This is a genomic window from Streptomyces sp. NPDC086777 (genome assembly GCF_040702065.1).
Lineage (GTDB): Bacteria > Actinomycetota > Actinomycetes > Streptomycetales > Streptomycetaceae > Streptomyces.
The window spans coordinates 142,541-164,452 of record NZ_JBFBJI010000010.1; the positions used below are offsets into that span (position 1 = coordinate 142,541).

The following is a 21,912-nucleotide window of genomic DNA, read 5'->3' on the forward strand; positions in this document are numbered from 1 at the left end:
GTTAGCAGCCAGACAGGGTCGGCAGCAGCGCTCCGTACGGGAGGAGGCGGCCCTGTTCGATGATCTCGCTGAGATCGTCCTTTTGCTTGCTGTTGCCGAAGTCGGCCACCGCCTTCCTCAGCGCGTCGAAGGCGACATGGTAAATGGCGTCGGCTTCCCCCGTCCCTCGGGCGATCGAGGTAATCCGACTGGGCATGGGCTCCGCGGTCACTACGACGAGGTGCGGGAGCCGGCCGCGGCGATGCCTGATCATCTGGAGGAACTCGTGCCGTACGTTCTGGACGCGATCTGACCTGATTGTCCATTTGCAGGATACCGCCGCGTGCAGATATGGGAGGGCGGAGGTGTCTGCGGCCGACTGCGTGACGCCTACGGTGACGTCGGGTCTGATGAGGTAGTCGCGGCCCAGGTCGACACGGAGGGTCGCGTTCTCGCGCACGGCTTTGGCCACTCTGTCCAAGTGCTGGTACTGCGTGAAGTCGGCCACGGTTTTCTTGTGGTCGACATGCCACAGACGGTCTGGAACCTCAGCAGGCAGTGCTGTCTTCAGGTGGTGGCACACTGCCTGTTCCAGCGCCGGGCCAAGGCTGTCCGGGGCGTCGGCAAGCACGATCTCGGGTTCTATACCGAGTGCCTCAAGAACGCCCCGCGCGAGGAGCTTCGACGTATTGCTGTCGGAGTCGGCGTTGTTAGGGACGAGCTTTCCTGTCTTGTCTGTCTTCCTCCATCCGAGGAGGCTGGTCGCGAACGGCGCGTTCATGGTCAGTCCTCCCTGGTGTGCGGAGGCAACGGCGGGGCGGGTACGACGGCGTCGCCTGGCTGGGCGAGAACCCACTCCCCGCCGTCGAGGATGACACGCGTGGTGTGCCGGTGATCTGGTCCCGCCGGGACTAGGCGGGCGCTGACGAATTCGCCTTCGTCGGGAAGCGGCAGTCCGAGTCGTCCGGCGATCTCGCGATGACTGGCGTAGTGGCCCATGATGACGATTCCCTCGGGTGCCAGAGCTGACCGGCAGCCGCCGTTGCCGCGCACCCGTTTCATGTAGTCCTTCTGCTGGGCCACGGTGCGCACCACGTTGCGGCCGATGCGCCGCTTCTGAACTCGCCGGAAAAGTTCGTTCAAGCGCCGCTGGCCCGAACCCGCGGCGAACACAGCGTCGCGATCGGCGGCATCCATGTGGAGAAGCACGTTCTCGGGCAGCGGTTCGTCACGCCACAGCCAGTGGATCTTGTCTCGGTGCGCGGCCTTGATGGTGAGCTTGAGATCACGGTTGTTGCCTGTGTTCAGCCACTCACCACGTATCCGGACGAGACCGATGCTCCAGCGCGACCTGTAGTCGTCCGCCCAGGCCAGCAGGCAGAGGTGACCTACTGCCTCCGGCGGAATCATCCAGCCACCGAACTGCTGTGAGTACTTGCAGTCCACGTCGATGCCCACGATCTGGTAGTCCATGGCCTCGCCGTCCGCGAACCTGAACTCGCGCTGCAGGTTGATCTCTACCAGGGTCCCCGCGTGCGTCTTCTCGGTCTTGAAGAGGGTCTTCCAGTCGTACCGCCCGGTCACCTCACCGTTGAGCAGTTGGTCGATGGTGTCGCGGAGGACCGTGGCGAACCGCCGGCCCGTGGGATCGAGCGCTTTGACGTGCTCGTAGACCTGGTCCAGTTCAGGATCTGGCGGGGCCGTCACGTCGTGCAGGGCGACCGACGTGGCGGCAATGATGTCGGCCTCTTCGAAAGGAAGCATGTTTCCCCCGTTGGTGACTCGTTCGTCGAGCATGAAGTTGGGATGCCTCAGAACGCATCGACGATAACCGCATCCGGACGGGAAGAGTCCCTCGTCCGGAAGCGCACGAGCTGACGTTTCGAGTCGACTGCCGACTTCGGTGGAATCACGGTGAACGCCATGATGACCTTGTCAGATGCAGCCGACCCAGTTGCGGCAACGGCCTTCACCTCATCGTCATGCTGGGCGTCGACGACGGGGTAGAGGAGGACTACGCCGCGATGCGGCCCGAGGGCGCTGTCTTCAGTCGGCGTTTCGCCTGGCTGGTCAATCAGCTGCTGTGCATACAGACGGTGCTCCAGGCCCGAGATGCGGCCGAAGGACAGCTTGTTGGACTGACGACTTCGGCGGAACAAGGAGAAGGGGCCCTTGTCCAGCACAGTTGCCTCGATCCGGTTGCGCTGCGTGCGTTGCGGAGCGATGACCAGCCAGTCGTCGACCCTGGCCAGGCGACCGTCGAGCTGGGACAGATAGGTCAAGTGCGGGCCGAGGACATTGCCCTCCTCCCACTCCAGCGAGCTGAGCACGGAAAGGAGCTGGGTGTGCGGGATGACCGCGGTTGCCGCCTGGAAACTGCGGGGCAGCGGTGAGGACGCATCTGGACGCAGAACGCAGGTTGCTGGAGTGCCGCCGAGTGCTGCGAGGACGGGCTTCCAGCGCTTGGTGTTCTCCTCGGTCATATCGGCGTCCTGCGGATATGCTGCCGGCTCGATCGGCTTGCCCGGGGAACGTACCTCGACCAGTTCCGCGTTGAACATCTTGTTCCGGGCTGACGGCTTTACCCAGGACAAGTGCTGCGCTACCAGCGGCGGGATCTGGGCGGGGGTGACCTGCGGGTGGCCATCCACAAGCGCTGAGTACCGCGCCAGCTCTTCGCGGAAGAGCTCCTCGTCGCGGCAGATCGCCTCGAAGGCCTCGTACAAGTCGACCGTCTTGGCGTTGCGGCCACGGCCGAGCGACTCCTCACGGCCGATGTAGAGGCGCACGAGGTCTCGGTAGCCGGGGCGGAAGCCGAACCAGCGGCCCATCTGCATCAGGGTGTCGGCCTGCTGCGTGGTGCGTCGGTAGTACGTGATTGTCAGGCCCTCGACCGTGAAACCGCGGGACAGCTTGGTACCGCCGACGAGGATCTTCCAGACGTTCGGGGTACGGGCAAAGTCCAGGTCAGGCTGGGCGTAGTCGCGCTCGCTCTCACCGTTGACGACCATGACAGGGCTGCCGCCGCGATTGATCAGTTGGATGGCGCGGGATACGTACGGTTTGAGGTCCGCGTACGCAGCGGGCGTGTGCAGGGGGCCGTCGGCGTGGGGTCGGAAGTCCTTGTCGAAGAGGGCCGCCAGGCGCGCATGCCCCTCGGGTCCCGTGTGCGCGGCGTTGCGCCACATGGTCTTGATGCGCTCGGCGAGTGCGGCGTGTTCAGCCATACGGACCGATTCGTGCACGAGCATCGTGTGGTGCCGGAAGTCGCCGGGGACACCGTGCTTCTCGCGGTAGACCTTCAGAGCGCCTGTGAGGACGTAGGCGTCCAGGGCTTCTTGGAGGCGGTCGCCCGTGGCCTCGTAGATGCCTCGGACGTACGCCTTCTCGGCCTCACCTTCGACGTTGCCGACGTTGTCCAGGTCGTGGAAGTCCTGTACGCCCATGTAGTCGATGGGGCGAGGAAGGGAGATCAGGAAGTCGCGCGGGAAGATGTCCTCCTCGTCACCCGGGTCGATGAACACGTTGGCGAACGGAGTCGCGGTGTAGCCGACGTACTGGGCGCGGGGCAGGAGGCTGAGAAGCCTGCTGATCTGGCCGTTGATCGCGGTGCGGGTGACCTTGCCGTCCTCCCACTTCTTCGGGTCGGTCGTGTTCACCGAAGCCTGGTCGGACTCGTCGTCGATGATCAGGGTCGGTATCTCGCCGAGGATCGGGCCAATCTTCTTAAGGTCCTTGACCAGCTTCTCCAGCACCGACTTGTTCTTCTTCACGACCATCACGCGGGCGCGGGCCGTGTGCAGGTTCGCCGGGTCGTACAGGCGACGGGTGCGGTCAGACTTCTCGAACTCCAGGGCACTGATGCCTCGTTCGAGCGTCATGTAGTCGCGGTCGCGTGAGGTCAGACGCTCGATGTCGAAGGCGCCGAGGACGGAGGGCCGGCCGCCGAACGAGACGAACTTCGCGGGCCAGTCCTCGTCGTCCTGGTAATCGATGCCGACCAAAGCGTCCGGGTCATCCGGATCGGCGGCGCCCAGGATGTTCTCCTGGCCGATCAGCTCCATGTCGAGGCGGCGCTGGGTCTGGCCGCGCAGCAGGTTCAGGGTGCCGCCCAGCACGATGACCAGGCGGTAGCCCGCGTCGATGGCCTTTGCGGTAACGCCGGTGAAGTTGGCCGTCTTGCCGGACTGCACGTAGCCGACGACGAGTCCGCGTGCGCCGTAGGCGTCGTCACGGGTGGGGTCGGCAAGCCGCTCCACGACCGCATGGGAGGCCTCGTCCAGACTGGAGACGGCCGCGTCGCTCCAGCCCTTGCGGCGCAGCAGTCGCTCGTACGAGGTCCAGTAGAAGGAGCGGTTCGCAGCCTGCTCCCGGGTGTACCAGGCCTGGAACTCGCGGCTGATGGTGACCGGACCCGGTTCCTTGTGGACCGGGACGGCGGCATCGAGTGCCTTGCGCAGATCCGTGCCGAACGCGAGCTTGTCGTAGACCTCGGTACGGCGCTCCGATGTGCGGGGCTCGGTCACCGACCACGAGGGGGACTGCTCGAAGTCCCATGCGGTGAGCTTTCGGCGCCAGAGGGTGAGCAACTCGTCGCCGGGGTTCGAGGCCATGATCCGGTCGCGGAAGTGGAACAGGTCCGTGTCCGCTTGTTCGTCGGTGTCGGCGAGTACGAGGGCGAGCTTGGCGAAGTGCTTGGGCCCGCGCCGGCTCATCGCGTCGAGGACCTCGCCGTGGAGGTCGGTGAGGTGGTCAGGAGCGGGGGCGTTCTCGGCGGTCACGGCGACTGATCGGCCTCTCTTGGGGACGGGCGGTGGTGAGGAGACGGGTCGGGCTAGCCCTCGGTGCGGGCGATCTCGGCCCGTGCAGCGGTGACCAGCACGCTGTTCCACAGGGCGACCTTGTCGGTCTGGTTCGCCCAGACCCGCTCCTTCTGGAAGATCTCGTTGAGCATCAGGTAGAGGAGGCTCTTGAGAACCGGGGCGTCGTTGGACCCTCCGCGCCGGCCGCCGTTGAAGACGTGCCGGTAGTCCTTGTTGAGGACGATCCGACGCTCTTTGTGGTCGATCGTGAAGATCAGCTCGGCGGGATCGACGCCGGGCGGCACGTCCAGCCTGGCCCAGGTGAAGGTGATCGGATCGTCGCCCTCGAGTTGCGGTAGCTCGTCGCGCAGCGTCCGCTTCAGCTTCGGGTCGAGTCCCTTGCCCGGCGGGATGACGGCCATGCGTTTGACCTCGGTGCGCCGTTTGGCGGCTTCGCGATAGGTCGTCTCGGCCTCGTGGACGTACGCGGTGAAGGTGTGGCCGGTCGGGTCGGTCGCCTGCTCCAACCCTCTGGCGAACGCCGGCGTGACCTGGACGCCGTCCTTCTTGACGGTCAGGGCGAAAACGTCGTTGGGTTCGGGCGGCAGGTCCACGGCGATACGGGCGAGTGCGAGATGGCCTTCAGGGCTGCGGGTGTCGTTCCAGCCACCGGCCTGGACCAGCCGGTCGTTGCGGTAGACGTAGAAGCCCTGACGCTCGGCGAGCGGCCCGATGCCTCGGTATGCGACGAGCGGTGACTTGGGCGGCCATATGTGCGCCGTGAGCGTGACGTCACCGACGCCCTCGACGGGCGCAAAGTACCTGCGCGGATAACCGGCGCGGCCCGGAACGCGGTAGCCGAAGGGGTCGATGGGCTCGACTCCCCGGTGGTCCAGCTCCTCCCGGGTGTGGACGTCCTCGACGACGATGTCGATGTGGAAGCCGTCGCGGGCGAGGAAGCGGTGGAGGTGGAGACCGAGGTGGGTCTCGAGCCGCTCGATCGCGTCGTTGAGGTAACGGTCGGTCTGCCCGTCCGTGATGGTCTCGAACGCGCGGACCTGGTCCCAGCGCACGATCGTGCCTTGCCAGTCGATGATCCCGTCGTAGCGGTCGACCAGGCTCTGGCAGTACGCCGCATCCACGATGTCGCAGGTGAAGTCGGCCTGCGCGCGTGCGGTGAGCCAGCGGCGTCCGGCCGAAGGGCTGCGTTTGGTCCGACTGATCACGGTGAGTGCGTCTGCGTGTGAGAGCGAGGCTGCCTTCAGACCGGCGCCGAAGTGCCCCAAGGCGCCGGCGGCGTAGTTCTCGCGTCCGCCGACGGTCATCGCAGTGTCCAGTCCGGACTCGTCCATGCCCTCGCCGTCGTCGACCACGAGCAGGCCGACCAGGCGGTCGCGACCGCCGCGCTCACCCGTGTCCCGCAGGAAGCTCACGACGACGTTGTGGGCTCGAGCGTCGATCGAGTTGTCGATCAGGTCGGCGATGGCCGCCTCGAAGCTGTAGCCCTGGTGCGCGAGCGATTCGAACGACCGTGCCGCCGGAGGCAGTCGCTTGCTCCCGGTGGTGGGTACGTCGAACTGCCAGTCGGAAGATGGCTGGTAGGGCGGCATACGGGTGTTCCTCGCGGACTAGGACACGCCTGGAACGCTTCTGGGCATGCCGGTTCAGCTGGTCAGATGTGACGTTAGCGTGAGCCAGTTGCGGAGGAACAGGGGGATCGGGGCAAACGATGCCGATTCAACTCCCCGGGGTCCATATCGCGGCAGCAGCGTCACGTTGCCGGGGGAGCACAGTCCGGCGGAGCTGTCGTAGGGCCGCCCGCTTCTTCCTCAGTGTCGTGCCTCCACGCCCCGCCTCAAGGGCGCTTCGCGTCGGCTGCGCCGATGGCCCTGCGGGCCACCCTTGACCCGGGCCGCTCCGGCACGGGGGAGAAGCGGGCGGGCGGCCCGGGGAAAGTGGGCGGCTTCCGGGGTGAGCCGGCGGGGCCGGCTGCGTTCCGGGGCGGGGTTGGGGCGCGTCGGGTGCGGGGCGGCTTACGCGGTGCCGTGGCAGGCGGCGTACGGCTGCGGCTGGCCGCACCAGCAGTCCGAGGTCCGCTGCGGCGGCCAGGCCACCGCACGCCCCCGTGCCGCGAGCGTCGTCGCGTACTGGGGGAGCAGGGTCGTGTCCGACGGGGACGAGCCCTCCGAGGCGGCGAAGGCCTCGTAGGAGGGGACGGTGCCTGTGACGATGCCGAGGTTGCCGGTGCCGGAGACGGAGAGTTCGCGCAGGGAGGTCTCTATGGTCGCGAGGTGCTCGGGGTGGGAGGGGTATTCGGTGGTCAGGGCCGGGTAGGCCGAGAGCAGTTCCGACAGTTCGCCCGCCGGCCAGTGGAGGACCGCCACCGGGAAGGGGCGGGAGAGGGCCTCTCGGTAGGTGCCGAGTTCGGCTCGGAGGCGGGAGATCTCGGCCTCCAGCTCCTGCGGGTTGTCGGAGCCCAGGGACCAGACGCGCTTGGGGTCGTGGAGTTCGTCCAGGGAGACGGGGGACGAGTGGAGGGTGTCGGCGCGGGCGTCCCAGTCGTCGTGGGGGAGGCCGAGCATGCGGCGGACCCTGTGACGGCCGAACAACACCGGGTGCGTGGCGTAAGGGGGTTCGGCCACGTCCGTGAGGAGGAGGGTCGCCGCCTCCGTGAACGTATCGTGGGCCGCTTCCAGCTCGTCGTGGGTTTCGAGGGACTCCGCGACGATCACCCAGGGGGCCGGGTCGCGGGGCGCCGTGGTGCGGATGCCCTCGATGATCGCCCTGGCCTCTGCCTCGTGGTCGTACTCCCACAGGTTCGACGCCTTCAGGGCCCGGACCAGGGGCGCGTTCTCCAGGGTGTCCGGGGTGGCGAGGAGGCGGTCGTAGAGCGCGGTGGCGGCGGGGCGGTCGTCGGCCAGTTCCAGGTGGGCCGCGGCCTGGAGGAGGAGGGCTTCGGCGTCCTCGGGGTAGCGGTCGGCGGTCCGCTCCAGGCGTGCCGCCTCGGCGGTGTGGTCGACGTTCTCGGCAGGCGTGTCGGGGCGCATGAACGACACGGTACTGCCCGGCGGTGACAAAGAAGAGATAGGGATGGGGGGCAGTCGGTGCAGTAGACGCAGTCGGTGGTGAGGGGAGTCGTCCGTGCGGTTCGAGTTCGGTGGGTCTGTCGTGGAGTGGCGGGGGCCTGCTCCGTACTACTTCGTGCCGGTGCCGGAGGAGGAGTGCGAGGAGGTGCGGGCCGTGGCGGGCATGGCCTCGTACGGGTGGGGGGTCGTGCCTGTCGAAGTGACCTTGGGTGGCGTGGGTGGGGTGGGTGGGGTGGTGTTCGAGACGTCCTTGTTTCCCAAGGACGGGGGGTACTTGCTGCCGTTGAAGAGTGCGGTGCGGAAGGCGCAGGGGGTGGAGGCGGGGGACGAGGTGCGGGTGGTGATGCGGGTCCGGGTCGGGTAGGCGTGCGGCCACGGCCACGGCCACGGCCACGGCGGCGGCGACGGCCACGGCGGCGGGGGTGCGGTGAGCTGCGTGCCCCCGCCGCCGGGCCGGGCCGGGCCGGGCCGGGCCGGGTCAGATCGTCACGCCGTCTATCTGGAGGGTCTGGACGGCCTTCGCCGCCACCGACACCGCCACCGTCTTTCCGGACAGGTAGGTGTCCGCGTACGACCTGTACGCGTCGCCGCCCGTCGTCACCGTGTTCCAGCGGGGGACCAGGCCGTTCGTGCCGCCGGTCACCGTCGTGAAGCCGGAGAGGTTGAAGGTGAAGGTCTGGGCGGAGGTGGCGGTGTTCAGCGCCACGATCACCAGGCGTTTGGCCGAACTGTCGTAGGCGGCCACGGCGTTGCTCACGCCCGTGTCGAGGATCTTCATGCCGGGGCGGATGTGGCGGCTGAACTGGGCCATCACGTAGTACTTGGTGGTGACCGCGCCGGCCGCCAGGGTGTCCGCGTCGTACGCGATCATCGCCCAGTTCGTGGAGGGGTCCATGACCTGCCAGTAGACCCAGGCGGTCGGGTGCAGCCAGCGGAAGTCGTAGAGCAGGTTGAAGGCCATGGTGTAGCCGGTGCCGTCGTTGTCGCCGGTCTCGGAGTTCCAGAGGGCCTTGTCGGCCGTCGTCACGACGTCGGTGTAGAGGAGGTCGCGGCGGCCGCCCGAGCCCTGGTAGCCGTGGACGTTGACGCGGTCCACGTAGCCCTTCGTGGTGGAGGAGAAGGAGTTCCAGGTGGTGCGGGCCAGGTCGTAGCTCGTCTCGTCCGACGCGGAGATCCTGGTCGACGTCAGGCCCCGGCTGTTCAACTCGCTGCGCAGGTAGGGGAGGACGGCCGACTGGACCGTCGAGTCGATGTGGCAGCCCTCCTGCGTGCCCGTCGCCGTCCACCAGGAGGAGGACGGTTCGTTGAAGGCCTCCACCGTCGCGAAGTTCACGCCCCAGTTGTTCTTGGCGTAGAGGGCCACGGAGGCGAGGTGGGAGGCGTGCTGGCGGTAGTTCCAGGACTGGAGGTTGTTGCCGCCGTCGGCGGCGCCGGACGGGTTGTGGTTGTAACACATCCACCACATGGGGGAGTTGGCGAAGAGTTCGGCGGTCGCGCCGCGGTTGACGGCCTTCACGAGCATGGCGCGCTGGGTGGCGTCGGCGGTCCAGTCCCAGGCCGAGGAGGTGGGGTCCTCGTTGTTCCAGTCCTGCCAGTAGCCCTCGATCTGTTTGAAGGCGGGGATGTTGGCGGAGGCGACCATGCTCTCGCCGTTCACGCTGTTCCAGCTGGACGCGCCCAGGTTGTAGCGGGCGATGTTCAGGCCGAGGCCGGGCAGTGAAGTGCCGTTGTACGTCGTCGACCTGGTGGTGAAGAAGATGTCGGCGAAGTCGTCGCGGGTGCCGAAGACGTTGCCCCACCAGGCCAGGGAGGTGCCCCAGCCCTCCCAGGTGCCGTAGGAGGTGGACGGGCTGACGGCGATGGTGGCGTCGGCGCGGGCCGTGCCGGTGGCCAGGGCGCTGCCCAGGAGGCCCCCGCCCGCGGCGGCCAGGAGTGTTCTGCGTCGGATCATGGCTGTTTCTCAACCTCTCCGTGCGGCTCGAACACCGGTTCCCGAACCGGTGTCGACTCGTCCCCCCGCATGCCAACAGGAAGCATCAGGTGTGGTGCGTGAGGTTGTCGAGGGTTGTGACAGCGGTTTCTGACAGTGGTTTCTCAAACCCATGGAGGAACGGGCTGCCGGGGTGTCCGGCGGTGGTCAGGGACGGTGGGTGAGTCGCGCGTCCGGCGGCGGGTTTCGGCCACCTTTCCGTCTCTTCGGCAGGGCTCCGGTTGTTCCGCTTCCTGGGAGGCGTGTGACGTATGAGGCGCACCTGGGCGTCCGGGGGGTGGACAGAGGGTTTCCGCTTGGTCATTCGGGCTTGTCATGTTCGGTACTAATACCTGGACCCGGTGTCGATCACGTGGCTAGAGTGCCGCGCTCCTGGCCGAACTTGATCGGTTCGGTGCGGGTGTTGACATATTCAGACGACCAGTGGGGGCTGAGTACGTGCGAATACGACGCGGGGGGATCGTCGCCGCGGTGACGGCGGGGGTGACCATGCTGTCCATGTCGACGGCGTGTGCCGAGGACTTCCTGTGGAGCAGCTACTTCTACAACGTCAGCAAGGGGCAGGAGTCGCGCAGGTGGGCTGACGAGCAGTACTCGGAAGTCATGTACAGAAACTGCAGCGGCCCCGAGAGTTCGGGCGGCAGCACGCCGTACCAGACGACGATCCAGATGCACCGGGACATCTCGGCCTGGCCGGATGCGGACTACGACACCAAGACCTACACCGAGTGCTTCAAGGGCTACATGCACCAGAGCGACGGTGCATGGCACGATCTCCCCAAGGGCGACTACTACTTCAGTGTCAACGGCGTATGGGGCGGCGTGGGGAAGCTGGACGTCGAGGTCATCATGGTCGACAACACCGCGGCGGACTAGAACCTGTGCGAACCGCGCAAGTCGGTGGCCGTCCCCGTCGGAAGAACGGGGACGGCCACCCGTCTCGTTCACCGCTCCGACCGGGAAGACCGTGAAGCTCACCACCCTGTACCGCACGTCCCCCGCCCTGTGGGCGGCCCCTGTCGCCCTCGCCCTGCCGCTGCTGTACTACCTGGGCGGCCCGGGGCACCCGCCGCCTGGCACCTACGGTTACGCGCCGGAGATCACGTCGTACCCGCTGCGCTTCGCCTACCCGTTCGCCTACGCCGTCACCTCGGCGCTGGCCGCCTGGGTGTCCGGGACGCTGCGGCAGGCCGGCGTGTGGGACATGAACCACGCCAGGTCCCGGTACCGGATCGCCGCCCAGGCCCTGCTCCCCGTCGTCACGCTGGCCTGGCTGATGCTGATCCTCCCCGCGGCGGTCGCGCTGGCCGTGGCGGGGGCGTGGCCGACCTGGGACAGCGTTTCGCCGTTGGTCGTGGGCATGGTCGTGTGCGTGGAGCACGCCGTCATCGGCTTCACCGTCGGCCGACGGCTGCCCAAGGTGATCGCGGCACCGGTACTCGCGGTAGTGACCTGGGTCGCCGTGGCGTTCACCGTGACCGTCGACGCGCCCTGGGTACGCCACGTGTCCGGCGCGTTCCCGGAGGAGCTGATGTTCGGCGAAGCGCCGACCTGGGGCGCTCTGTGGCCGCACGTCGCGTTCACCGGCAGCATCGCCGTCGCCCTGATCGTGGCCTGGTCCCCGGTGCTGCGCCCCGCGACGGTGGCCACGGCCGCGTTGGTCGTCGCCGTCGCCGGTGTCACGAGCACCTACGAGGCGGTCAAGGACTACGACTACACGCCGCCCCTGCGCAACTACGCGGTCACGATGACATGCGGGCACGCGGGGCCGACCGCCGTCTGCATGCCCGAACAGACGGCCGGCGCACTGCCCCAGGCCGTGGCCGCCACCCGCACGGTGCTGGCCGACTTCGAGCGTGCCGGTGTCCCGCGCCACCCGGAGACCGTGGTGGACACGTTGCCCGAGGGACGCTTCGCCCTGCCGTCGACGGCCTCGACGTGGCGGGTCTCCCTCACCGTCGCGACCGGTCGCCACGACGCCGTGTTCGCCGTCGCCGTCGCCGCCACGGACATGAACTGCGCGCGCCCCGACCCCCTCCTGCGCCGGGAGGCCATCGCATGGGCCGCCCACATCACCGGCACCACCCGGTCCTGGGAACGACTGCGGGACATCATCGACCGGCAGGGTTCGCCCGGTGACGTCGACGGCGTGCTCCGCAGCGTCCTGAGCCGCCCGCCCGCGGAACAGGCCGCCTGGTTCCTCAGCACCTCCAAAAAGGCGTGCGCCTGATGTGGTGGTGGCTCAAGGCGCGGCGCGCGTCGACCGTCCTCGCGGGACTGATCGTGCTGTCGATGGGTCTGACGGTGTGGATCGGCGGCGAGTACGTCCTGCTGCCGTCCTTCTTCTCCAGCAGCCAGCAGGCGGTACTGACCGTGTTCCTTCCCGTCCCCGTCGTGGCGGCGCTCGCGCTGTCCCTGGACTCGAGGCTGGCCGCCGTCGAGGCGGCCGCGGTCCGCCGCGTGCCGGCCCGTGACGTACTGCTGGTCCTGGCGGCGATCGCCGCATGCCTGCTCCTGGCCGCGGTCCTCCGGTCGGCGACGGGGGTGTCCGTGGCCCGCAACGCCGCCTTCCTGACCGGGCTGATGCTGCTGGCGAGGCCGTGGGCACGGCAGGCGGCCGTGACGGTCCCGCTCGTCTGGATCGCGCTCGTCGTCTTCTTCTCGCACCGTCCCTATCCCGATCCGGACCCCTGGACCGTCCTGCCCGAACCCGCCGCGTCCGGGCATGCCGCTGTCGCGGCGGCCGTTGCGCTGGTCGCCGGCCTGACCGTTCTCCTCCGTGCCCGCCAGGAGCTCTCATGACGATCCGCATCGACGACGTGACGTATGCGTACCGGCGCTGGAGCAAACCGGTCCTCGCCGACTTCACCTACACGGTTCCCGGCGGGCTGACCGTCCTCCTCGGGCCCAACGGGGCGGGGAAGTCCACGTTGCTGAGGCTCGCCGCCGGTACCGCCCGGCCGGCCCGCGGCACGGTCACACTCGACGGGACACCCTCCACCGCCCGCGCGTACCGGCGCCTGGTCGGCTGGCTGCCGCAGCACGTGCAGCCCATGCCACAGCTCACCGCGCACGAGTACGTCGCCTACGCGGGCTGGCTCAAGGGAATGGCGACGGGCGTGGCCCACGACAGGGCCGCCGTCGCGCTCGACCGGGTCAATCTCTCCGGACAGGCAGGGGTGAAGACCCACCGGCTCTCGGGCGGGCAGCTGCGGCGGCTCGGGGTGGCCGCCACGCTCGTCCACGATGCCCGGGTGCTGCTCCTGGACGAGCCGACCGCGGGCCTTGACCCACAGCAGCGCCGGGCGTTCCGGGACGTGCTGGCCGCACTGTCGGGTGAGGTGACGATCCTGATGTCCACGCACGACATCCAGGATCTCGCGGAGGAGGCCGACCACGTCACGGTCCTCCACGCGGGCCGGATCCTGCAGACCGGAACCACGTCGGAGTTCCTGGCGCACACCCCGCAGGACACGGCTCCCGGCCGTCTCGCCGAGGGCGCGTACACGGCTCTTCTCGACGGCGCCGGGATCACCGAGAGCTGATCACGGCGCGTGCGCCGGACCGGTGGCGGCCGGCTCCCGCGGACGGGAATCCCCGCGGCTCTGGTGAGTTCGCGGCGGGCCCCCTATCGTGCGGGACCGGCCGGGGGCCGGCGGGAGGTGCGTGGTGCGGGTCGTGGGGCACGGTGAGCGGCGGTGGCGGGCACGGCGGCGGCGGGCGCTGTGGACCGGGGGCGAACTGCTCGTCACGGTGGGCGTGGTGCTGATGCTCCTGGTCGTGCACCAGCTGTGGTGGACCAACCGGGAGGCCAAGCAGGGGGCCGCGCGCAAGGTCGAGGCCCTGGAGCGGGAGTGGGGCGGTGCGGGCGGGGCGGTGCAGGGCTCCGGGGCACCGGGGGGCGGCGGCGGGAAGGCCGGGTCCGGTGCCGCCGGGTCCGCGGCGTCCGGCGGGGCCGCCGGCTCCGGCGGGGCGCGGACGTCGTACACCACCCGGGTCGTCGCCTCCCAGGCGTACGCCGTCCTCGTCGTCCCGCGGCTCGGGCTGCGCGTCCCGGTCGCCGAGGGGGTCAGCAAGCCGAAGGTGCTCAACCACGGGTACGTCGGCCACTACCCCGGCACCCAACAGCCCGGCCAGGCCGGGAACTTCGCGCTCGCGGGGCACCGGAACACCCACGGCGAGCCGTTCCGGTACCTGCCGCGGCTCCGGCTCGGGGACCCGGTCGAGGTCGAGACGGCGTCGGCGACCTACACGTACGTCGTCGACCAGATCCTGCCGCAGACGTCGGCGCGTGACTCGGGGGTCGTACGGCCCGTACCGCGCTCCGTCGTGAAGCCGTCGTACGGGTACCGGGAGCCGGGGTACTACATCACGCTCACCACCTGCACGCCCGAGTTCACGTCCCGGTACCGGATGGTGGTGTGGGGGAAGCTCGTGTCGACGCGGCCGCGGGCGTAGGGCGGGGAACGCGGCCGCGGTGGTCCAGGTGACCGGTGCGGCTGTCCGGGGGGCTTCCGGACCTGCCGCGAGGGGGAGGCGCACGTCGGGGGAAATGTCGAAGCGAGGAAGGTGACTTCGGCAGATCCGTGAGGAGATCGGCTATGTACGCGGTGGTTCGGCGGTACGAAGGGGTGACGGATCCTGCCGAGGCGGGACGCCGGGTGGACGAGGGGTTCGTCGCCCTCCTCCGGCAGGTCCCCGGTTTCGTGGCCTACTACTGGGTCGACGCCGGGGACGGGGTGATGCTCTCCACCAGCGTCTACGACGACCAGGCCGGCGCCGAGGAGTCGGTCAGGAGGGCCGCCGCCTTCGTGCGGGACCAGCTCGCGTCGCTGCTTCCCAACCCGCCCCAGGTCACGGCCGGTCAGGTCGTCGCCGCCGGGTAGTCACGCCCGCTCCCGCAGCCCCACCACCCCCGCCGCTCCCAGTACCGCGAGGCCGGCCGAGACCGCCATCGCCACGTCCGCCCCGTGCGCCGGACCGCCGCCGGACGACGTGGCGAGGGCGATGGTCAGGGCCACGCCCGCGCAGGAGCCGATGTAGCGGAAGGTCTGCTGGGCGCCCGAGCCCATCGCGGCTCGGGCGGCGGGGACCGACTCCACCGCCTGGAGGGGGAGCGCGGCGTTGAGGAGGCCGCTGCCGGCGCCGCCCAGGACCAGGCCAGGCAGCAGGCGGGGCCAGGAGCCCGCGTCCAGGGCGCCCAGCATGGTCAGCGCGCCGACCGCGTGCAGCAGGAAACCGGCGGCCAGTTGCCGGCGGGGCGAGACCCGGCCGGCCAGGCGCTTCGCCTGCAGGGCCACCGTGAAGGACAGCCCGGACCAGAGCAGGAACAGCCATGCCGTGTCCATCGCGGACATCCGCAGCGTCTGCTGGAGCAGCGCCGGGAGATAGCTGAACAGGCCTATCACCGTCAGGCCCGTGACCAGTCCGCTGAGCGAGGAGACCAGGAAACGGGGGGCGCGGAAGAGGGCCAGGTCGATCATCGGGGTGGCGGCGAAGCGGCGCTCGATCAGGGCGAAGGCGCCCAGCATGACGACGGTCGCCGCCAGCAGCAGGGCCACCGGGGCGCGCAGCCAGCCGTCCCGGCCCAGGGTCAGGGCCGCCACCAGGGAGACCAGCGCGAGGCCGAAGGCGAGGGCGCCGGCGACGTCCGGGCGGCCGCCACGCGGTGAGCGGGACTCCGTCAGGGTGCGGGAGGAGACCGCGGCCACCAGGAGGGCGGCGGCGCCCAGCACGGCGTACGCCACCCGCCAGCTGGGCATCGCGCCGGCGACCAGCGGGCCCAGCGCGATGCCGCCGCTCACGAACGCGCCCCACACGCCCGTCGCGTGCAGCCGGCCGCGCGGGCTCGGGAACGCGGCGACCAGCAGGCCCAGGCTGCTCGCCAGGATCGCCGCGCTCGCCGCGCCCTGCGCGACCCGGGCCAGGGTGAACGCCCAGGTGGAGGTCGTCAGGCCGCCGGCGGCGGTGGTCAGGCCGAGGGCGAGGGTGCCGGCGACGAAGATCCGGCGGCGGCCGTAGTCGTCGGCCAGGCTGCCCGCGACCAGGAGGAGGGCGGCGAGGCCGAGCGGGGTGCCGTTCAGCAGCCAGGCCTGCGCAGAGAGCGGGGTGTGCAGGGCGGCGACCGTGTTCGGGAGGGTGACCACCGGGGCGGTGTACGTCATCAGGGCGACGGCGGTCGCGGCGCTGGTGAGGGCCAGCGCGGGGCGGCCGCCCTGGGCGGGGGCCGGATCGGTGACAGGCGCGGGTGCGGGACCCGCGGGCTTGATGGTTCTTTCATTGAACCTAGGCATGGGGGTACCGTAGCACTGTGGGTTCGTTCATTGAACCCACAATCGGGAACGTGACTAAGGTGGTCCGCATGGCACTGGGCAAGGACTACGCGACACAGGAGTGCTCGATCGCCCGCGCACTGGAGGTCGTCGGCGAGCGCTGGACCCTGCTCGTCATCCGCGACGCGCTCTACGGCGTCCGGCGCTACAACGACTTCCTCGTCCACCTCGGCATCCCCCGCGCCGTCCTGTCGGCCCGCCTGAAGACGCTCACCGAGGAGGGAATCCTGGACCGGCGCCGGTACCAGGAGTCGCCGCCCCGGGACGAGTACGTCATCACCGAGCGCGGCACGGAGCTCTGGCCCGTCCTGCGCACCCTCGCCGTCTGGGGGCGCGAGCACCTCATGGACCGGCGGCTGCGCTACTTCCGGCACGCGGACTGCGGGACCGAGCTCGGCCCGCACGGCGAATGCCCCGCCTGCGGAACCGTCGTCCCCGTCGCGGACGTCGTCGTCGCACCGGGCCCGGGGCTCGACCCCGACCCGGCCGATCCGGTCAGCAGGGCGCTCCTCAAGCCCAAGAGGCTCCTGGAGCCGCTGGAGCTGGATCATGTATAAACGGAAGTGAGAAGGACCGGGGGGTGGACATGCGCGTGCACAGCGGCCGGGTGCCGGCGTCGAAGAGCCGTCGGGCACTGACGTCGGGCAACCGCTGGCTGCTGCCGTCCCGGCCCGCCGCCCTTGTGCTGCTCCTCCTGCTCGACCTCCTGCTGCTCGACTCCGGCAGCCTCTTCACCACCGTCGCGCTCGCCGCGACCGCCGCCGCCGGCTCGGCCCTCGCCGTCTGCGCGCTGCGCGCCGCCCGATCCGCGCCCGCCGTGCCGCCCACCCGGGTCCGCACGGCGATCCGCGACCGGGCCCGGCGCACCGCCTTCCTGCCGCAGCGCGACCCGGACGCGAAGGGCCGCAGCCGCCCGCGAGCACCTGGACACGCCCTCCCGGCGACCCCCGCGTAGCCCACCCGGCCCCCGCCTCCGGCTTCCCGCCCCTCGGCGCCCCGGGTGGTCTCGCGCGCGTCGTCACGCCGTCCCGCCTCTTCATCCACGGCACGACGAGACCCCTCGGAGGGCTCCCACCCATGTCCGCCTACCTGTCCGGTCCCATGTCGGTCTTCGCCGGCCTGGTCCAGCACCTCGCCGACCTGCTCCAGCCGCTCTTCCACGCCTCCGCGGCCGCCGCCGCGATCGTCCTGTTCACCGCGCTCGTACGACTGCTCGTCCATCCCCTGTCCCGTGCGGCCGCCCGCGGGCAGCGTGCCCGGGCCGCGCTCCAGCCGAGGGTCGCCGAACTGCGCAAGCGGCACGGCAAGGACCGGGAGGCGTTCCAGCAGGCCGTGCTGGAGCTGCACGCGGCGGAGAAGGTGTCCCCGCTGTCCGGCTGCCTGCCCGGAGCGCTCCAACTGCCCGCGTTCTTCCTGCTCTACCACCTCTTCTCCAACCCGGCGATCGGCGGTCACGGCAACGGCCTGCTCTCCCACGAGCTGCTCGGCGCCCCGCTCGGCGGGCGGTGGAGCGATGTCCTCGCCGGTGCGGGAGGTGGAGGGTTCGGCAGCGCCGGGCTGGTCTACCTGGCGCTGTTCGCCGTGGTCGCGGCCGTCGCCACCGTGAACTTCCGGCGCGCCAGGCAGGCCGCCGCGGGAGCGGGGGCCGTGGCGGGCGAGGCGGACCAGCAGGTGCCCGGGGTCGGCGCGGTCACCAGGGCCATGCCGTACCTGTCGTACGCCACGCTCGTCACCGTGGCCGTGGTACCGCTCGCCGCCGCGCTCTACGTGGTGACCAGCACGACGTGGAGCGCGGTGGAGCGCGCGGTGCTGTACAGGTGAGGACCATGATGCCTACGGTCCAGTACATGAACAGACTCTTGCCCGCTGCACGCTCATCTTGGAGGATCGACCAGTCCTCCGATGGCTGCACCCATCGGCCGGGCGACTGCTGTCAAGGGAGATGGTGACGACCATGAAGCTGCTGCGAGTCGGTACAGCGGGGGCGGAGCGGCCCGCGCTGCTCGACGCCGAGGGTGTCCTGCGGGACCTGACGGGAATCGTCGACGACATCGACGGGGCGCTGCTCGCCGACGCCGCGGCGCTCGGCCGGATCCGGACGGCCGCCGAGACCGGGGAGCTGCCGGTGCTCGACGCGACCGGGCTGCGGATCGGGCCGCCGCTGGGGCGGATCGGGAAGGTCGTGTGCATCGGGCTCAACTACCACGACCACGCCCGTGAGACGGGGGCCGAGCCGCCGGCCGAGCCGGTCGTGTTCTTCAAGGCCGCGGACACGGTCGTGGGGCCGAACGACACCGTGCTGGTGCCGCGCGGGTCGGTGAAGACCGACTGGGAGGTGGAGCTGGCGGTGGTCATCGGGCGTACGGCGCGTTACGTGGCCGACGACGAGGACCCGCTGGCGTACGTCGCCGGGTACGCGGTCGCGCACGACGTGTCCGAGCGGGAGTTCCAGATCGAGCGGGGCGGGACCTGGGACAAGGGGAAGAACTGTGAGACGTTCAACCCGCTCGGGCCGTGGCTGGTGACGGCCGACGAGGTCGCCGACCCGCAGGACCTGTCGCTGAAGCTCTGGGTGAACCGCGAGCCGAAGCAGGACGGGAGCACCGCCGAGCAGATCTTCTCGGTGGCCGAAGTGGTGCGCTACGTCAGCCGGTTCATGGTGCTGTACCCCGGAGACGTCATCAACACCGGTACTCCGGCGGGGGTGGCGATGGGGGCGCCGGAGCCGAAGCCCTACCTGCGGGCCGGGGACGTGGTGGAGCTGGAGATCGCGGGGCTCGGCCGTCAGCGGCAGGAGTTCAAGGACGCGTAGGCGCTCCGCCGGGAGGGCCGGGGAACTGCGCCGGTCGTTCGGCCGCGGCCCGGGTGCGGCTGGTCGCGCAGTTCCTCCCCCGGCCTTCGGCCGGGGGTACCCCCAGCGCCCCGGAAGGGGCGCTGCAGGCGTCGGCGTCTACAGCTCCAGGAACTTCTCCAGGGCCTCCACCACGAAGCGGTGGTCCTGGAGCTGGGGGAGGCCCGAGACGGTCACCGAGCCGATGACGCCGACGTTCTCCACGGTGATCGGGAAGGAGCCGCCGTGGGCCGCGTACTCGTCCGGGTCCAGGCGGGAGGACTCCTCGAAGGTCGTGCCCTTGGCGCGGAAGCGCGCGCCGACCAGGTAGGAGGCCGAGCCGTAGCGCTCCACCACGCGGCGCTTGCGGGTGATCCAGGCGTCGTTGTCCGGGGTGGAGCCGGGCAGGGCCGCGTGGAAGAGCTGCTGGCCCGCGCGGTGGATGTCGACGGCGACGGGGGCCTGGCGCTCCCGGGCCATCTCCACCAGCAGGGAGCCGAGCGCCCACGCGTCGTCGTAGGTGAACTGCCGGAACACCAGGCGGCGTTCCTGCTTCTCCAACTCCTCCACGGGCGGGGTGAGTTCGGGAGTGGTCTTCGGGGTGAGCTGCGGGTGGTGCATCAGAGGGTCACCGTCACCTTGTCTCGCGCCGAACGGCGGGCTGCTTCCAGTACGTCCAGGGCGGCGGCCGCCTCCAGCGCGGTCACCGGGTTGGGGCCCTCGCCCCGCAGGGCCTCGGCCACGGCCGCGTAGTACGCGGGGTAGTCACCGGGGAGGGTCGGGACGGGACGGCCGCCGCCGGTGACCGGGGACTCGCCGGCGCCGACCCGGCCGTACAGCGACTCGGGTTCGTGGCCCCAGGCGGCCGCGGTGCCGGGGCGCTCGCCCTTGCGCAGGGCGTCCTCCTGCGGGTCCAGGCCGTACTTGACGTAGCCGGCCCGCGAGCCCAGCACCCGGAAGCGCGGGCCGAGCTGGGCCGCCGTGGCCGAGACGTACAGGTGGGAGCGGACGCCCCCGGCGTGCGTGACGGCGATGAAGGTGTCGTCGTCCGTCTCGGCGCCGGGCCTGCGGATCACCGACTCGGCGTACACCTCGGTGGCCGGACCGAAGAGGACCAGGGCCTGGTCGACGACGTGGCTGCCGAGGTCGTAGAGGAGACCTCCGATCTCTGCCGGGTCGCCGGACTCGCGCCAGCCGCCCTTGGGCTGCGGACGCCAGCGTTCGAAACGGGACTCGAAGCGCCAGGGGTCGCCCAGCGCGCCTTCGTCGAGAAGGCCGCGCAGGGTCAGGAAGTCGTTGTCCCAGCGGCGGTTCTGGAAGACGGAGAGCAGCAGACCGCGCTCCTCGGCGAGGGCGGCCAGCTCGCGCGCCTCGGCGGCGGTGCCGGCGACCGGCTTGTCGACCACGACCGGGAGGCCCGCCTTGAGGGCGGTCGTCGCCAGCGGGACGTGCGTCCTGTTCGGCGACGCGATGACGACCAGGTCGAGTCCGTCGGCCCGGTCGAACAGCTCGTCGGCCCCGGCGACCGTCCGGACGCCGGGGAACTCGGCCTTCGCCTGCGCCTGTCGCTCGGGGTTCGAGGTGACCACCGTGTCCAGGGCGAGGCCCTCGGCGGCGGCGATCAGGGGGGCGTGGAAGACGGATCCGGCGAGACCGTAGCCGATGAGGCCGACGCGGAGGGGAGTGGCAGCTGCTGTCATGCGTCCTACTTTCGCAACGCTGTTGCCAAAGTGCAAGTGGGAGGGAGAATGAGTGGCGTGAACAGGACGAGGAGCGGGCGGCCCGGGGCGGTCGGGGCGAATCTGCCGGCCATGCGCAGCCACAACAGCGCGCTGGTGCTGGACCTGCTGCGCACGGCGGGGGAGGACGGCATCAGCCGGCTCGAACTGGCTGAGCGGACCGGGCTCACCCCGCAGGCGGTCAGCAAGATCACCGCCCGGCTGCGGGAGGACGGGCTGGCGGCGGAGGCCGGGCGGCGCGCGTCCACGGGCGGCAAGCCGGCCACCGTGCTCCGGCTGGTGCCGGACGCCGGGCACGCGGTGGGGATCCAGCTCGACCGGGACGAACTGCGGGCGGTGCTCGTCGACCTCGACGGCACGGTGGTCGCGGAGCGGCAGGCGGCGGTGGACATGGGCGCCGGGGCGGAGGCCGTCCTCGGCGCGGTCGTGGAACTGGCCGGTGAGCTGGTGGAGCGCGGTGGCGACACCCTGCTCGGGGTCGGGGTCGGGGCGCCCGGGCCGCTCGACCACAGCCGCGGGGTGCTGCACCGGGTCACCGGGTTCCCCGAGTGGGACGGCTTCCCGCTGCGGGACGCGCTCGCCGAGCGGCTCGGGGTGCCGGTCGTCGTCGACAAGGACAGCAACGCGGCGGCCCTCGGACTCGCCGTCGGCGGCGAGGGCGGCTCCTTCGCCTGCCTGCTCCTCGGCACCGGGCTGGGCGCCGGCCTGGTGATCGGCGACAGCGTGCACCGGGGGGCGCGCACCGGGGCCGGGGAGTTCGGCCACCAGGTTGTCCAGCTCGACGGGCCGCCCTGCCACTGCGGCAACCGCGGCTGCATCGAGGCGCTGTGCCTGGCGGCGGTGGCCCGGGGCGACGTGGCCGAGGCGGCGCGGGTCCTCGGCGTCGGCGCCGCGAACCTGGCCGGCCTGCTCGACATCGACCTCGTGCTGCTCGGCGGCCGCACGATCGCCGCCACGCCCGAGCCCTTCGTACGGGGGGTCGCCGCCGTCCTCGACGCCCACACCCGACGGGAGGGAAGCCTGCGCACGACCGTCCCCGTCCGCCTCGCTCCCGGCGGCGACCGCGGTGTCGCCGAGGGCGCGGCCCAACTCCTCCTCGCCCCCCTGTTCGGCCGCGCGACCAGCTGACCGCCCGTCACCGGGGTCCCGCTCAG

General features: G+C 70.6%; 21 protein-coding genes. 12 read left to right on the plus strand and 9 right to left on the minus strand.

From position 1 onward, the window contains the following. Window position 1: 1 nt before the first annotated feature. The 5 genes from AB0472_RS16710 to AB0472_RS16730 all read right to left on the minus strand — a co-directional run bounded on the left by AB0472_RS16710 (window position 2) and on the right by AB0472_RS16730 (window position 7,828). Window positions 2-760 carry an NgoMIV family type II restriction endonuclease gene (locus tag AB0472_RS16710; protein WP_366357183.1) on the minus strand — a complete coding sequence of 253 codons (759 nt, stop codon included), beginning with the start codon at window positions 758-760 and terminating at the stop codon, window positions 2-4. A gap of 2 nt (window positions 761-762) precedes the next feature. Continuing rightward, window positions 763-1,776 carry a NaeI family type II restriction endonuclease gene (locus tag AB0472_RS16715; protein WP_366357184.1) on the minus strand — a complete coding sequence of 338 codons (1,014 nt, stop codon included), beginning with the start codon at window positions 1,774-1,776 and terminating at the stop codon, window positions 763-765. Window positions 1,777-1,790: 14 nt separating this feature from the next. Continuing rightward, window positions 1,791-4,694, minus strand: a complete 2,904-nt coding sequence (locus AB0472_RS16720) for a Z1 domain-containing protein (RefSeq protein WP_366357283.1) — start codon at window positions 4,692-4,694, stop codon at window positions 1,791-1,793. A 119-nt stretch (window positions 4,695-4,813) separates the two neighbouring features. After that, on the minus strand, window positions 4,814-6,391 hold the full coding sequence (locus AB0472_RS16725; protein ID WP_366357185.1) for an ATP-binding protein: 1,578 nt from the start codon (window positions 6,389-6,391) through the stop codon (window positions 4,814-4,816). A 423-nt stretch (window positions 6,392-6,814) separates the two neighbouring features. Beyond that, window positions 6,815-7,828, minus strand: coding sequence for a hypothetical protein (locus AB0472_RS16730; RefSeq protein ID WP_366357186.1), 1,014 nt, complete (start codon window positions 7,826-7,828; stop codon window positions 6,815-6,817). 94 nt (window positions 7,829-7,922) lie between these two features. On the opposite strand from AB0472_RS16730, the gene AB0472_RS16735 reads away from it, so the two are divergent. Then, window positions 7,923-8,231 carry a DUF1905 domain-containing protein gene (locus tag AB0472_RS16735; protein ID WP_366357187.1) on the plus strand — a complete coding sequence of 103 codons (309 nt, stop codon included), beginning with the start codon at window positions 7,923-7,925 and terminating at the stop codon, window positions 8,229-8,231. 114 nt (window positions 8,232-8,345) lie between these two features. Here the strand turns inward: AB0472_RS16735 and AB0472_RS16740 are convergent, their stop codons facing one another. Next, window positions 8,346-9,818 (minus strand): beta-1,6-galactanase, encoded by a 1,473-nt coding sequence (locus AB0472_RS16740; RefSeq protein ID WP_366357188.1) that lies wholly within the window; start codon window positions 9,816-9,818, stop codon window positions 8,346-8,348. Between the two features lie 477 nt (window positions 9,819-10,295). Here AB0472_RS16740 and AB0472_RS16745 point away from each other — a divergent pair, with 477 nt between their 5' ends. The 6 genes from AB0472_RS16745 (at window position 10,296) to AB0472_RS16770 (ending at window position 14,743) form a co-directional block, all read left to right on the plus strand. Then, complete coding sequence (locus tag AB0472_RS16745; protein WP_366357189.1) at window positions 10,296-10,733, plus strand: hypothetical protein; 438 nt, start codon at window positions 10,296-10,298, stop codon at window positions 10,731-10,733. A gap of 91 nt (window positions 10,734-10,824) precedes the next feature. Beyond that, window positions 10,825-12,087 carry a hypothetical protein gene (locus AB0472_RS16750; RefSeq protein WP_366357190.1) on the plus strand — a complete coding sequence of 421 codons (1,263 nt, stop codon included), beginning with the start codon at window positions 10,825-10,827 and terminating at the stop codon, window positions 12,085-12,087. Continuing rightward, complete coding sequence (locus AB0472_RS16755) at window positions 12,087-12,659, plus strand: hypothetical protein (RefSeq protein WP_366357191.1); 573 nt, start codon at window positions 12,087-12,089, stop codon at window positions 12,657-12,659. The genes AB0472_RS16750 and AB0472_RS16755 overlap by 1 nt, the downstream gene beginning before the upstream one ends. After that, the gene (locus AB0472_RS16760; RefSeq protein ID WP_366357192.1) at window positions 12,656-13,402 is read left to right on the plus strand and encodes an ATP-binding cassette domain-containing protein; all 747 of its coding nucleotides are present in this window, start codon (window positions 12,656-12,658) and stop codon (window positions 13,400-13,402) included. The genes AB0472_RS16755 and AB0472_RS16760 overlap by 4 nt, the downstream gene beginning before the upstream one ends. Before the next feature lie 133 nt (window positions 13,403-13,535). Next, a complete protein-coding gene (locus AB0472_RS16765; RefSeq protein WP_366357193.1) occupies window positions 13,536-14,315 on the plus strand; it encodes a class E sortase in 780 nt (259 codons plus the stop codon). A gap of 143 nt (window positions 14,316-14,458) precedes the next feature. Next, on the plus strand, window positions 14,459-14,743 hold the full coding sequence (locus tag AB0472_RS16770; protein ID WP_366357194.1) for a hypothetical protein: 285 nt from the start codon (window positions 14,459-14,461) through the stop codon (window positions 14,741-14,743). On the opposite strand, the gene AB0472_RS16775 is transcribed toward AB0472_RS16770, so the two are convergent. After that, window positions 14,744-16,150: an MFS transporter gene (locus AB0472_RS16775; RefSeq protein ID WP_366357195.1), complete on the minus strand. Its 1,407-nt coding sequence runs from the start codon at window positions 16,148-16,150 to the stop codon at window positions 14,744-14,746. 59 nt (window positions 16,151-16,209) lie between these two features. Here AB0472_RS16775 and AB0472_RS16780 point away from each other — a divergent pair, with 59 nt between their 5' ends. The 4 genes from AB0472_RS16780 (at window position 16,210) to AB0472_RS16795 (ending at window position 19,001) form a co-directional block, all read left to right on the plus strand. Then, window positions 16,210-16,746 carry a helix-turn-helix domain-containing protein gene (locus AB0472_RS16780; RefSeq protein ID WP_366357284.1) on the plus strand — a complete coding sequence of 179 codons (537 nt, stop codon included), beginning with the start codon at window positions 16,210-16,212 and terminating at the stop codon, window positions 16,744-16,746. Between the two features lie 29 nt (window positions 16,747-16,775). Beyond that, window positions 16,776-17,144: a DUF6412 domain-containing protein gene (locus tag AB0472_RS16785; protein WP_366357285.1), complete on the plus strand. Its 369-nt coding sequence runs from the start codon at window positions 16,776-16,778 to the stop codon at window positions 17,142-17,144. A 146-nt stretch (window positions 17,145-17,290) separates the two neighbouring features. Further along, on the plus strand, window positions 17,291-18,010 hold the full coding sequence (gene yidC / locus AB0472_RS16790; protein WP_366357286.1) for a membrane protein insertase YidC: 720 nt from the start codon (window positions 17,291-17,293) through the stop codon (window positions 18,008-18,010). 133 nt (window positions 18,011-18,143) lie between these two features. After that, a complete protein-coding gene (locus tag AB0472_RS16795) occupies window positions 18,144-19,001 on the plus strand; it encodes a fumarylacetoacetate hydrolase family protein (protein WP_366357196.1) in 858 nt (285 codons plus the stop codon). Window positions 19,002-19,139: 138 nt separating this feature from the next. On the opposite strand, the gene AB0472_RS16800 is transcribed toward AB0472_RS16795, so the two are convergent. Beyond that, window positions 19,140-19,640, minus strand: coding sequence for a heme-degrading domain-containing protein (locus AB0472_RS16800; protein ID WP_366357197.1), 501 nt, complete (start codon window positions 19,638-19,640; stop codon window positions 19,140-19,142). After that, window positions 19,640-20,719, minus strand: coding sequence for a Gfo/Idh/MocA family oxidoreductase (locus tag AB0472_RS16805; protein WP_366357198.1), 1,080 nt, complete (start codon window positions 20,717-20,719; stop codon window positions 19,640-19,642). The genes AB0472_RS16800 and AB0472_RS16805 overlap by 1 nt, the downstream gene beginning before the upstream one ends. A gap of 48 nt (window positions 20,720-20,767) precedes the next feature. Here AB0472_RS16805 and AB0472_RS16810 point away from each other — a divergent pair, with 48 nt between their 5' ends. Further along, window positions 20,768-21,886, plus strand: coding sequence for an ROK family transcriptional regulator (locus AB0472_RS16810; protein ID WP_366357199.1), 1,119 nt, complete (start codon window positions 20,768-20,770; stop codon window positions 21,884-21,886). The last annotated feature ends 26 nt before the right edge of the window (window positions 21,887-21,912 follow it).